Annotated in this window: 10 protein-coding genes; 5 read left to right on the forward strand and 5 right to left on the reverse strand. The window is 46.5% G+C overall.

Translation table 11 applies throughout. From position 1 onward, the window contains the following. Positions 1-590: 590 nt before the first annotated feature. The 5 genes from ACZ5KY_RS03805 to radA form a co-directional block, all read right to left on the reverse strand. On the reverse strand, positions 591-1,982 hold the full coding sequence (locus ACZ5KY_RS03805) for a sigma-54-dependent transcriptional regulator (protein ID WP_464242579.1): 1,392 nt from the start codon (positions 1,980-1,982) through the stop codon (positions 591-593). Further along, entirely contained in the window at positions 1,979-3,511 is a 1,533-nt protein-coding gene (locus ACZ5KY_RS03810; RefSeq protein WP_464242580.1) for a sensor histidine kinase, read from the reverse strand. The genes ACZ5KY_RS03805 and ACZ5KY_RS03810 overlap by 4 nt, the downstream gene beginning before the upstream one ends. Before the next feature lie 5 nt (positions 3,512-3,516). Next, the gene (gene radC, locus ACZ5KY_RS03815; RefSeq protein ID WP_464244622.1) at positions 3,517-4,200 is read right to left on the reverse strand and encodes a RadC family protein; all 684 of its coding nucleotides are present in this window, start codon (positions 4,198-4,200) and stop codon (positions 3,517-3,519) included. 37 nt (positions 4,201-4,237) lie between these two features. After that, positions 4,238-4,750: a hypothetical protein gene (locus ACZ5KY_RS03820; RefSeq protein WP_464242581.1), complete on the reverse strand. Its 513-nt coding sequence runs from the start codon at positions 4,748-4,750 to the stop codon at positions 4,238-4,240. A 124-nt stretch (positions 4,751-4,874) separates the two neighbouring features. After that, positions 4,875-6,242: a DNA repair protein RadA gene (gene radA, locus ACZ5KY_RS03825; RefSeq protein WP_464242582.1), complete on the reverse strand. Its 1,368-nt coding sequence runs from the start codon at positions 6,240-6,242 to the stop codon at positions 4,875-4,877. A 267-nt stretch (positions 6,243-6,509) separates the two neighbouring features. Here radA and ACZ5KY_RS03830 point away from each other — a divergent pair, with 267 nt between their 5' ends. The 5 genes from ACZ5KY_RS03830 (at position 6,510) to ACZ5KY_RS03850 (ending at position 11,574) form a co-directional block, all read left to right on the forward strand. Continuing rightward, a complete protein-coding gene (locus ACZ5KY_RS03830) occupies positions 6,510-7,919 on the forward strand; it encodes an FAD-binding oxidoreductase (protein ID WP_464242583.1) in 1,410 nt (469 codons plus the stop codon). 8 nt (positions 7,920-7,927) lie between these two features. Next, positions 7,928-9,184: a (Fe-S)-binding protein gene (locus ACZ5KY_RS03835; RefSeq protein ID WP_464242584.1), complete on the forward strand. Its 1,257-nt coding sequence runs from the start codon at positions 7,928-7,930 to the stop codon at positions 9,182-9,184. Between the two features lie 18 nt (positions 9,185-9,202). Further along, complete coding sequence (locus tag ACZ5KY_RS03840; RefSeq protein ID WP_464242585.1) at positions 9,203-9,526, forward strand: c(7)-type cytochrome triheme domain-containing protein; 324 nt, start codon at positions 9,203-9,205, stop codon at positions 9,524-9,526. A 113-nt stretch (positions 9,527-9,639) separates the two neighbouring features. Then, positions 9,640-10,614, forward strand: coding sequence for a thiamine biosynthesis protein (locus tag ACZ5KY_RS03845; protein WP_464242586.1), 975 nt, complete (start codon positions 9,640-9,642; stop codon positions 10,612-10,614). Between the two features lie 57 nt (positions 10,615-10,671). After that, positions 10,672-11,574, forward strand: a complete 903-nt coding sequence (locus ACZ5KY_RS03850; protein ID WP_464242587.1) for a TIGR01777 family oxidoreductase — start codon at positions 10,672-10,674, stop codon at positions 11,572-11,574. Positions 11,575-11,616 lie beyond the last annotated feature (42 nt).

The following is an 11,616-nucleotide window of genomic DNA, read 5'->3' on the forward strand; positions in this document are numbered from 1 at the left end:
GTGAAATCTGTGATCTGATACCTAGTCGTCCTTATTGGGTGCTTTGTACCCAGGGTGTTTTCTGGGAAAGGTTGATTTTGTCTTTGATGATTCGGATTTGAATGTCGTTAATACTTCGATGTTCTTCTCTTTGTAATATCCTGTTTTAATTAATGCACAGGTTTTTTCGTTTGTTCCCTCTCGTAGGAATGATCAGGATAAAGCAAACTTTTTTGGTACCAAGTTCCTGTTTTACCTGTTGGTGAGAGAGAAATTTTTTATTGTCATAGGTTGTCGACTTTACCAAGAAGACGAACGAATGTAGGGAGTATAGGATTGCAGTTTTGACCCGCTGGGCCACTTAGATATGGCTTTAGCAATGCCATGTCCTACGGGGAATCAAGGGAATAGTCACGATCCTAACCTGTGTTCCGATAACCTCTAAGCACATCATGGTGCCACAACTTGTGGTTGATTTTGGCATTATGGTTACAGTGAATTCTGGAGATCTTAACTGGCGGATAGTCTGCTGATTTTAGAGCGTAGATCTTGTGTCGTTCTTCTTGTGGGAGATGCATTTAGGTACTCATGGTGCTCTTCATGAAAGAAACCTAGCTGCTTCCAGGATGCTTATAAGCTGAATTCAGATTATATTCCTTAATTTTATAATGCAACGATCTCAGGCTTATCTCTAAAATTTTGGAGGCTTGGACACGATTTCCAACTGTTATCTTTAATGCTTCAGTAATGTGATGTTTTTCAAGATCTGCGATTGAGATTTTAAGTGAAAGGCTGCCGGTCTGTGATTGTTGGTTTGATTGAAAGTCGGAGGTTAATTCTAGCGGCAGGTGTTCAGCACTAATTTGCTCACCATGATGAAAAATCATGATTTTTTCCATCATATTTTCAAGTTCTCGAATATTTCCTGGCCATTGATAGCGTTGCAGAGTGGTAATGGCTTCAGGTGTTAAAAAAGGGATCGGGCGTTGTTCGCGTTGGGCGATGAGTTGCAGAAAGTGGTTGGATAGAATAGGAATATCATCAGGCCGCGAACGAAGTGCTGGTAAGTTTAGTTCAACAACAGCTAAGCGATAATAGAGATCTTCACGGAATGAACCACTTTGCACCCCATCTTTAAGGTTGCAAGCGGTTGCGGTCACGATGCGGACATCAATTTTATTCGGTTTTGTCTCACCAACGGGCCGCACTTCCCCCTCTTGTAATACGCGCAACAGTTTCGGCTGAACATCAAGCGGTAGCTCACCGATCTCATCTAAAAACAAGGTGCCACCATTTGCCGCTGCAAACAAGCCTGTGTGTGATTTATCCGCACCAGTGAATGATCCTTTGCGGTGGCCAAACAGTTCGCTTTCAATCAAGTGAGCGGAAATCGCACTGCAATTTATTGCTATAAATGGCTTTTTGGCTCGCGGGCTGTTTTCATGCAATGCACGGGCGATGAGCTCTTTACCTGTTCCTGTTTCGCCACAAATTAATACGGGTGATTTAACTTGGGCGAGGGTGCCAACTTTATCCAAAATTTCCCGTATGACCTGACTGTTGCCGATGGTCTTTGATGTGGGCCGACTGCGATGTAACTCGTGCCGTAGTTGTTTGTTTTCATTTTGAAGCTTAAGGCGTTCCAGGGCTTTTTTGAGGGTAAGGATCACCTCGTCGGGGCGAAACGGCTTGGAGATATAGTCATATGCACCGTGCTTCATGCATTGCAGTGCTGTTTCAAGTGAGCCATAAGCACTCATCATAATGATCGTAAGTGTTGGGTTTTTTGTCAGGGCTTTTTTGATGAAACCCATACCATCAAGTTCTGGCATGCGAATATCGCAAAGGATTAGATCAAATGTTGTTGTGGCGACAAGTTCGAGTCCGCGCTGGCCATTTTCTGCTTCTTCGACCTGATAGCCTTCCTCTTCTAAAATTGTGCGTAACAGGTGACGCAATGCTGGTTCATCGTCGATGATCAGCAACCGCTCAACGGAATTCATGAAGAGATATCCTTTATTGTGCAAGGGGTGATGGGAAGGGTGATGGTAAAGCAACTTCCTTTATTTATTACTGAATGTACCTCTATCTGTCCACCGCAATCCGCAATGAGTTGATAGCATACGTACAGTCCAAGTCCGCGACCTTTTCCTTGGTCTTTTGTTGTATAGAATGGATCAAATATAGCGAGTTGCTGTTTTTCATCCATCCCATGTCCATTGTCCTCAATGTTGATCGACACTATCTCATCACTTTGGCTGCCTCGAACAGTGATCATGCCCTTTTTTCCAACTGTATCCATGTTATCGAACTGTGTAGCATCACGAGCATTAAGGATGAGATTAACTAACACTTGTTGCAGCTTATGCGAGTCAATTGTAACGAGAGGCAAATCACTGGATACCAATATCTCCAAACTGTGATGAGTAAGTACTCCTTGCAGCGTGAGCATCTCACAGGTTTGAGCGATAACATGTTCAGGATAACAGTTTGCATTGGAATGTAGTGGACTTGGTGCGGCAAAGTCGAGCATATCTTTTAACAGTTGGTCCATTCGCCCACTTTCAATCAGGGCTCGATTAACAAGGTCGAGCTGGCTTGGGTCGAATTGTTGTCTTTTAAGCAGTTCTAAATAGCCGATGACAGCACTGAGTGGATTTCCCAGCTCGTGCGCTATTCCAGAAGTTAAATTCCCGATTGAGGCTATTCGATCTGATTGAACAAGGTGTTGTTGAGTCCGTTGTAGCTCTTCGTAGGTGTGCTGTAGCGTTTCAAGTTGGCGGCTTTGTTCAGCAACGCTGTACTGGAGGTTTTGTGCCATGTGATTAAATGATTGCCCAAGAGTGGTGATCTCACGTGGGCCCAATAGGGTAACTCGCTGCTCTAGGTCTCCTTGGCTAATTTGCTGTGTGGATTTCGTCAGCTGGATTATCGGTGAAATAACTGACCGGTTTAGCAGGTAGACTGCCGTGACGACTAGAACAAGACCGTAACCGAGGCAACATGCGAGGGCTAGTTTTTGTAGCTCACGTATTTGATGATAAATACCATTAAGGGAGTGACGCATTTGAAGCATCAGTGGCCGTTTAGATGGTTGACGGATCGCAATACTCAGATCTAGGTAGCGTTGTACATCGTCTGATTTGAAGAATCCCGTTAAGCTGGATGGATAATGTAGCGTGGCAACCAAAGGTTGAAATAATAACGATTGTTGTATTTTAAAAGTCGTTTTGGCCGGGAAGAGTTTGGTGTCTCCGGCCAGCGGTTGATTGCTTGAATCTCTGAGGCACCAGCCCCCTAGGTGGTTGGCTTTGGCATAGCTTGATATATGACCTGCTAATTCCTGTTGCGGCTTGTTGTCAAGGAGGCTACCAATTGACTGAGCATGACGTGATTGCAGAGTAATCGTTTGTTCGAGTAATCGATTTTCGCTAAGGCGCAACAGCAGCAGGGCCACAAAGAGTAGGGCTGCTCCGACAAGCAAGCTTGTCGAAACCACGATTTCACTGCGTAATCCAAATGAACGCTTCATAACCATTATAAATGGCCCTTATCGGCCAAGCTGATATAACTGTCGCGACCAATGATAATGTGATCGAGTACTCTCACGCCGAGAATCGTTCCCGCTTCGTGAAGGCGCTTGGTGATGGCAATGTCCTCAGGGCTAGGGGATGGGTCTCCCGATGGATGGTTGTGGACAAAAAGAACTGAAGCGGCTGATTCGCGTACCACCGCACTAAAAACCTCGCGTGGATGAACGATACTCGCTGTTAAGCTGCCTTCGGATATGCGAATGTCCTTTATGAGGCGATTTTTTGCATCAAGAAGTAGGGCGAGAAAGACCTCTTTATTGTGATTAAGAAAGCGATTGCGATAGCGTTGAAAAACTGCATCGGCGCTGGTGAACACGCTGCCGGGTTGCAACGAATGGTCACTGAGACGGCGTGCCAGTTCAAAAACAGCGTGAAGTTCTGCCGATTTTGCTGGGCCGATACCACTGATGGTGCACAGTTCAGTGGTGGTGGCACGGGCAAGTTGTGGCAGGTTATTGAACTGATGGAGAAGCAAACGACCTTGGTCGACAGCGCTGGTTTTAGAACCTGCATCCCCCGTGCGCAGAATGAGTGCTAATAGCTCCGCATCGCTGAGTGCCTCTGCTCCACGCTGCAACAGTTTTTCGCGTGGGCGATCCCCTTCAGGCCAATCTTTAATGCGATGCATTCTGTCCATAGAGTCGCCCTGCCTCGATTTGTTGTGATTACAAAAACATTTTGAGTTGAGCGTAGAGGATAAAGCCCATTAGTGCGGCCGCAAGCCAACACGAGACAATGTCCGTACTTTTGCGCGGTGGTTCGCTTGCCATAGCGGCAGTCTCTTCAGTGATCACCTCTTCTGGCAAGTGTGAGAGCAGGGTGTTGACCATGATTGGAAACTTTGAGTATGCATTGGAGAAAATAAGAAAATCATCGCCAGCGCACAGGGTGACAAAGGCGCGTTTTTTAACCTGAATGGTCTCTACCTCCGAGATGTCAGACAACTTTATCGATTTACTGCGCAAAAACTTACGCGTCATGATCGTTTCGCTATCTATGGTTGTGCTTCGAAAAAGGCATTCAACAAACAAAATAAGCACAGGTAGGATCATGACGCCGAGAATGATCGACTTCGCGATGGGTTGCTTAAATACAATGCAGCTAGCGAGTAGAGCAACGATCTCAATAGCGAGTATGCCTAGTGGAAAAAGAAATGCTTTGCGGATACGGAAATTCATCGTGTGCTCCATTGCCGATGGTGATATTTAAGAGAGTTTATCGTTGTGCGAATGTGAATCTGTTCATAAAGTAAACCCGTTTTGTTGTTCTGTCAATTTTACATATCTTGTTATTAGCTCGTGGCTAATCAAAAAGAAGGTCAAGGGCATCTTGAACGTTTTTAACCGCTTGCAATGTTAATCCTGCTGGCGCTTCAAGGTTTTTAAGGTTTCCTGCGGGTAAAATGCAGCGCTCAAATCCGAGCCGAGCAGCTTCTTGTACGCGCAACTCAGGCCTTGATACCGCACGAATCTCACCCGCGAGTCCCACTTCGCCAAAAATAATGGTGCGTCGCGGCACTACTTTATTGAGATGGCTCGAAGCTAGCGCTGCCAGAATGCCAAGATCGGCAGCAGGCTCATCAATTTTGACTCCGCCAGCAACATTGATAAAAATATCGTGGCTCAGGAGTGACATTCCCGCTTTTTTCTCCAGCACGGCCACCAATAGTGATACGCGGTTATGGTCAATACCCATAGCGGTACGCCGTGCTGTGCCGTACGGAGCGCTGGAAACGAGCGCTTGAAGCTCCACGAGTATCGGGCGACTTCCCTCCAATGAGGTGATGACAACGCTCCCTGCAGCATCTTCGGCACGCTCGGCAAGGAAAATCTCCGACGGATTTTTTACTTCACGTAAGCCGCAGTCACTCATTTCAAAGACACCAATCTCATTGGTGGAGCCAAAGCGATTTTTCACCGCACGTAGAATGCGATATGGATGGCCGGGATCACCCTCAAAATAGAGCACAGTGTCAACGAGGTGTTCTAATACACGTGGTCCAGCAATGCTTCCATCCTTGGTAACGTGGCCGACGATAAAAGTAGGCAGTTCACTTTGTTTAGCGCGTTGCATCAATTGACTGGCGCATTCGCGCACTTGGCTAACGCTTCCTGGTGCCGATTCAATTTGTGATGTAAAGATGGTTTGAATGGAGTCAATAACCAGATAGTCAGGCTTAAGTTCATCGACTTTTTTTAAGATTGAATCAAGGGATGTTTCAGCTAACAAGTAAAGTTCCTGCGGCTGAACATCGAGGCGTTCTGCTCGCAGCTTAACTTGCAAGCAGGATTCCTCCGCCGTGACATAGAGGGCTTTGCCGACCTTGCCTAACTGGGCAACAGCTTGTAACAGCAGGGTCGATTTGCCAATGCCTGGATCTCCGCCAATTAAGGTGAATGAACCCGGTACAATGCCTCCACCGAGAACCCGGTCTAGTTCTGTAATCCCACACTGTTGCCGTTTTTCAGTGCATGAGGATATCTCGTCAAGGCGTAGAATTTGTGGGGTTGGCCCAGTAACTGAGCGGTGCGCATGGGAACGACCCGTCGGTACCGACTCTTCAAGAAAACTATTCCACTGTTGGCAATCGGGGCACTTTCCCATCCATTTAGGGCTTTGGTAGCCACACTGTGAGCAGGTGAAGATACTTTTTGTTTTTTTCTGGGCCATAAATCGCTACTTAATAGGGTGATAGTTCATAGTTAATCAGTGCTGTGATTAGACACTATTCTGCTGCGGTTGTCCTGTGTTTTTTAAGAGTATAAGGTTTATTGTTTGGATCAAAGAGCGTATGATTTAACGCTTGCACGTTAGATAGTTATGGCTTAGTATGGCAAAAGATTACCGTTATGGTCTTAATTTTAAACAATCGCTAACGCCCTCAGACTTAGTTTGTTTGAGTTTGAACAACTATTACGACAAAAAGGGATAAAAACCATGCTAGCTCCACGAGTGATTCTCTTACTTGAAGATATTGTTGGTTCAGAAAATGTCACCACCGAGTCAACGGATATGTTGTGTTATTCGTATGATGCAACCCAACAGACATTTTTACCTGATGCCGTTATTTTTCCAGAAAATGCGCAACAAGTTGGCTTAGTTATGAAGATGGCCAATGTTGAGAATATTCCCGTTTTTCCACGTGGTGCCGGCAGTGGCTTTACCGGTGGTAGCTTGCCGACCAAGGGTGGCATTGTTCTGGTGACCAGTCGTATGGATCGCATTATCCAGATTGATGAAGATAATCTCGTTGCAACCGTTGAGCCAGGGGTGGTGACGGAGCAGTTTCAGCAGGCAGTTGAGAAGGTGGGTTTGTTTTATCCTCCTGATCCGGCCTCCCTCAAGTTCAGCACCTTAGGTGGCAATGCCGCCGAGTGCGCTGGTGGCCCCCGTTGTGTTAAGTACGGGGTGACGAAAGATTACATCCTTGGCCTTGAAGTGGTAACCCCGCAAGGTGATGTGATCCGCACTGGTGGCGCGACGATGAAAGGTGTTGTTGGTTACGATCTGACTAAGCTGATGGTCGGTTGTGAAGGGACGCTTGGGATCATTACTCAGTTGATTATCAAGTTGTTGCCACTTCCCGAAGCCAAAAAAACCATGTTGATTATGTTTGATTCAATCGATGGTGCAGCGCAGGCCGTTTCCGCCATTATTCGCGGTAAAATTATTCCGACAACGTTGGAATTTATGGATGCCGCAACCCTCGACTGTTTGCGTCAATCAACAGACTTAGATTTGCCCGTCGAAGCTCAAGCGGTGTTAATCGTTGAGGTTGATGGTGATAAGGATATGATCGAAAAACAAGCAACGCGCATTCTTGAAATTGTGCAGCCGCTTGGAGTGGTGAACACGCGTATTGCCACTACTGCAGCGGAGAGTGAAGATATTTGGAAAGTGCGCCGTTCGGTATCAGCGAGTTTACGCAATGTGAATCCTGATAAGTTTAACGAAGATATTTGTGTGCCACGTAGTAAGGTTCCTGAGATGATTCGCAAGGTCAATGCCATCTCTGAGAAATATGAAATACCCATCGTCAATTTCGGTCATGCTGGTGATGGTAATATTCATGTCAATGTGATGATCGATAGTAAAATTGAAGGGCAGTCTGAAAAGGCAGAAAAAGCCATTGAAGAGGTGTTTGCTGGAGCATTAGAACTTGGTGGAACCATGAGTGGTGAACACGGAGTCGGTAACACTAAAGCGGCCTATATCCCCATGGAGCTTGATCCCGCAGCCGTGGCCTATATGAAAACAATTAAGCAGGCGCTTGATCCAAAAAATGTGTTGAATCCGGGTAAGATTTTGCTTGAAGACCTGCCCACAACTGCAGGTCAGGTAGGATAATAAAGCGGATGAGTAATCATAAAAAATTAGAAGATTTCCGTGACGATATCGATAAATGTGTCAAGTGCGGTGCCTGTCAGGCCCAGTGTGCGGTGTACAAGACCTTAAAGCGGGAGTCAACTGTCGCCCGTGGCAAAATTGCTATCGCTGAGGCGCTACTCGATAAAGAGCTGCCCCTCAATGATCGATTCGTTCTCGATATGTCGCAGTGCTTACTGTGTGGTTCTTGTTATGATAAGTGCCCCAACTTAGTGCCAACGGCAGAAATTGTCATGGCAGCACGGCGTGAGATATCTGATCGTAAAGGGATGACCACCTTCGGTAAGGCATTGACTGCGGTGATAAAACGACCAAAGTTAATGAATACCCTCGTTAAGAGTGGTAACAAATTGGGCGGGTTGTTGTTTAAAAAGATCCCCGATCACAGTGGCTTACGACTGCGTTTTCCTGTGCCCTACATCGCTCAGGAGCGCAGTATTCCAGAGTTCGCCACCACCCCTTTTCGCGACCGTTACCCTGACCCTATCGCTGGCGACAGTGATAAACCACTGATCTCGTTTTTCACCGGCTGTATGATCAATTTTACCTATCCAGAGGTGGGTGAAGCACTGATTAAGGTGCTGCGTTTTATGGGTTATCCAATCGTTGTGCCTCAGACTCAAGGCTGCTGCGGACTGCCTGCCCTTGCGGCGGGTGATGGTGATACGGTTGATCAACTTGCCGATGCCAATGTGGCTGCTTTTGCTAACGTTCCCGAAGTGATTATGACCGCCTGCGCATCGTGTTTTGCCGGTGCAGGAAAACATTATCGAGAATTGGGCGGTGACTATGAGCAGATGGGCGATAAAGTTGTCGATGCGCTGAAGTATCTCGTCGATAACGGTTTGCTTGAAAAGTTGGCACAATTGCCTGCCTGTGATGTGAAAAAACGGGTGACGTATCATGATCCGTGTCACTTACGTACTCAAGGGATCACCGCTGAACCCCGTGCTATTCTCAAAGCCCTACCAAGTGTTGATTTTGTCGAGATGGAGGGGGCCGATAAGTGTTGTGGTCTCGGTGGCACCTTTTCAGTTTATCATTATGACACCAGTCGCAAGATTGGTTCACGTAAGGCCGATGGTATTGAAGCGAGTCATGCTGAAATTGTTGCATCCGCTTGTCCTGGTTGTATGATGCAATTGCAGGATTCAATTAATCATGCCAAATTACCTCAAAAGGTAACGCATGTATTACAGTTGGTGGCAGATTGCCTACCCGAATAGACTCTTAAAGGAGATGAGATGATGAAACGTTTGATTTTACTTGGTTGTGCACTGTTGTGCATGATGGCAGCAACAAATGTTATGGCAGTATCAAAAGGGAAAACGTTGTCCTTTGAAAAGGCGAGAATGGGTGCGGTTACATTTGATGGCGCCCGTCACAATGAGATTGCTACCAAAGGTTGCCGCGAGTGTCATAATCCAGATTTATTTCCTAAAATGAAGCAAGGTACTGTTGCAATTACCATGGCAAATATTTATGCTGGCGAGCAATGTGGTTTTTGTCATAATGGTGGCCGAGCTTTTGCTGCCAAGGGAAATTGCAAGCGGTGTCATAAACGTTAATCAATGTTGAAAGTACATCACACTTGAGTGATGGCATATCGATAACATAAATAAAGCTGAAGCAGGTTACCACTCATGGTGACCTGCTTCTTTTGTCAAAGGGAACTTGGTTCATGGTTAAAGCATTAGGGATTTTTTCAGGTGGGTTAGATAGTATTCTTGCATCATTACTGTTACGCAAGCAGGGGATTGAAGTCCATTGTATCTGTTTTGTTACCCCATTTTTTGATGCTGAAAAAGCCATCGAATCGGCAAAGGTGCTCAATTTGCCATTGCAAGTGATGGATATTGGTGCGGAACATTTGGAGATGTTGAAAAATCCACGTTATGGCTATGGCCGCAATATGAACCCCTGCATTGACTGTCATGCACAAATGTTTGAGTTTGCTAGCAAGGTGATGGAAGAGCAAGGTTACGATTTTCTCTTTTCAGGTGAAGTGCTTGGTCAGCGACCTAAAAGTCAGGTGCATACAGCATTAATGTCGGTCAATAAAGCATCAGGATGTGCGGCGAAAATTTTACGGCCGTTAAGTGCCAAACTACTTCCTATTACGGCGATGGAAGAGGAAGGCCTGGTCGACCGTGAACAGCTGATGGATATTCAAGGTCGCTCACGTAAACCGCAAGAACAACTTGCCCACGATCTCGGTTTGACCGACTACCCATCCTCGGGCGGTGGTTGCATGTTAACTGAAAACTCGTTTTCAGGCCGACTCAGAGATCTCTTTGATCACCAACCCCAGTGTAATGTTACCGATGTTGAGTTGCTTAAATATGGTCGCCCATTTCGGTTGTCGCCGGAGGCAAAGTTAACTTTGGGGCGTAATAAATCAAATAACGATTCGTTGAAGCGAGTTGCCGGCGATGTTGGATTTTTGCTACGGAGTTGTGACTTTTCTGGGCCGCTTGGCGTGGTAAGTGGTGTGCCGAGCGAAGATGATTTAGACCGTGCTGCTGGGATTGTCGCCTCATTCGGTAAGGGCGCGAAAGAGAAATTGGTTGAGGTCTTGGTGGTCGAAAACGGGCAAGAATCTATTCGCACCGTTGCGCCAATGGATCGTGAATTGGCCCGCGCTATCCAACTGTAAAGAATCTGCTAAACTTACTTCAGTTGTTAACGATCAAAACATGACACTGAGGTGATAATGAAACTTTTGATTACGGGTGGCTCAGGATTTATAGGGCGGGCACTAACCGCCTACTTTACTCATCAAGGCCATAGTGTGGTGTCTTTACGGCGCGGCTCGACCACGCCGCCATATTGGCAACCAGACCAAGGGGTGATCGATCTTGGTGATCAACGTTTCGATGTGGTGATTCATCTGGCTGGTGAAAATATTGCCAGTGGCCGTTGGACAAAAAAGAAAAAAGAACGAATTTTATCGAGTCGAGTTCAAGGGACACAATGTATTGCCGAATATTTTTCGCAAGCTGAGAATCGCCCCAAACTGCTGATCTGTAGCTCAGCAGTGGGCATTTATGGTGACCGAGCCGACGAACAGCTCACTGAAGCCAGTGCGCAAGGTACAGGGTTTCTAGCGCAGGTGTGCAAACAGTGGGAAGAAGCCCTTGCTCCCGTTGTCGATGCGGGTGTTCGGGTGGTGAATATCCGTTTAGGGATGGTTCTTGATGCTCAGGGTGGTGCGTTAGCAAAAATGCTCGTGCCATTCAAAATGGGCTTAGGCTGCGTTTTCGGTAACGGTCAACAATATATGAGTTGGATCGCCCTGGCTGATGTGGTCGGTGCTGTCGCACATATCGTCGAAGATGAGAGTTTGTCGGGGCCGATCAATCTGTGTTCACCTCAACCTGTTACCAATCGGCAGTTTACCAAAACACTCGGTTGTTGCTTGCATCGTCCAACATTCCTCCCGTTACCAAGCTGGATCGCTAAAATTATCCTTGGTGAGATGGCTGAAGCGCTGTTGTTATCCAGTAGCCGTATCGTACCCATTAAACTCATCGAGTCGGGCTATCGCTTTCAGCATGCGACGTTAGAGAGTGCTTTAGCAGGCTGCCAGACTAAACATGGATCTACTGCGAAATAGCCTGATTTGGCCCATATTCTCGATAATTCTCGACAAATAGGC

The sequence above is a fragment of the Desulfuromonas svalbardensis genome (genome assembly GCF_055389415.1).

Coding starts and splice junctions, on each gene's coding strand:
- ACZ5KY_RS03805 (WP_464242579.1), bottom strand. CDS start 1,982: ATGAATTCCGTTGAGCGGTTGCTGATCATCGACGATGAACCAGCATTG.
- ACZ5KY_RS03810 (WP_464242580.1), bottom strand. CDS start 3,511: ATGAAGCGTTCATTTGGATTACGCAGTGAAATCGTGGTTTCGACAAGC.
- radC (WP_464244622.1), bottom strand. CDS start 4,200: ATGCATCGCATTAAAGATTGGCCTGAAGGGGATCGCCCACGCGAAAAA.
- ACZ5KY_RS03820 (WP_464242581.1), bottom strand. CDS start 4,750: ATGAATTTCCGTATCCGCAAAGCATTTCTTTTTCCACTAGGCATACTC.
- radA (WP_464242582.1), bottom strand. CDS start 6,242: ATGGCCCAGAAAAAAACAAAAAGTATCTTCACCTGCTCACAGTGTGGC.
- ACZ5KY_RS03830 (WP_464242583.1), top strand. CDS start 6,510: ATGCTAGCTCCACGAGTGATTCTCTTACTTGAAGATATTGTTGGTTCA.
- ACZ5KY_RS03835 (WP_464242584.1), top strand. CDS start 7,928: ATGAGTAATCATAAAAAATTAGAAGATTTCCGTGACGATATCGATAAA.
- ACZ5KY_RS03840 (WP_464242585.1), top strand. CDS start 9,203: ATGATGAAACGTTTGATTTTACTTGGTTGTGCACTGTTGTGCATGATG.
- ACZ5KY_RS03845 (WP_464242586.1), top strand. CDS start 9,640: ATGGTTAAAGCATTAGGGATTTTTTCAGGTGGGTTAGATAGTATTCTT.
- ACZ5KY_RS03850 (WP_464242587.1), top strand. CDS start 10,672: ATGAAACTTTTGATTACGGGTGGCTCAGGATTTATAGGGCGGGCACTA.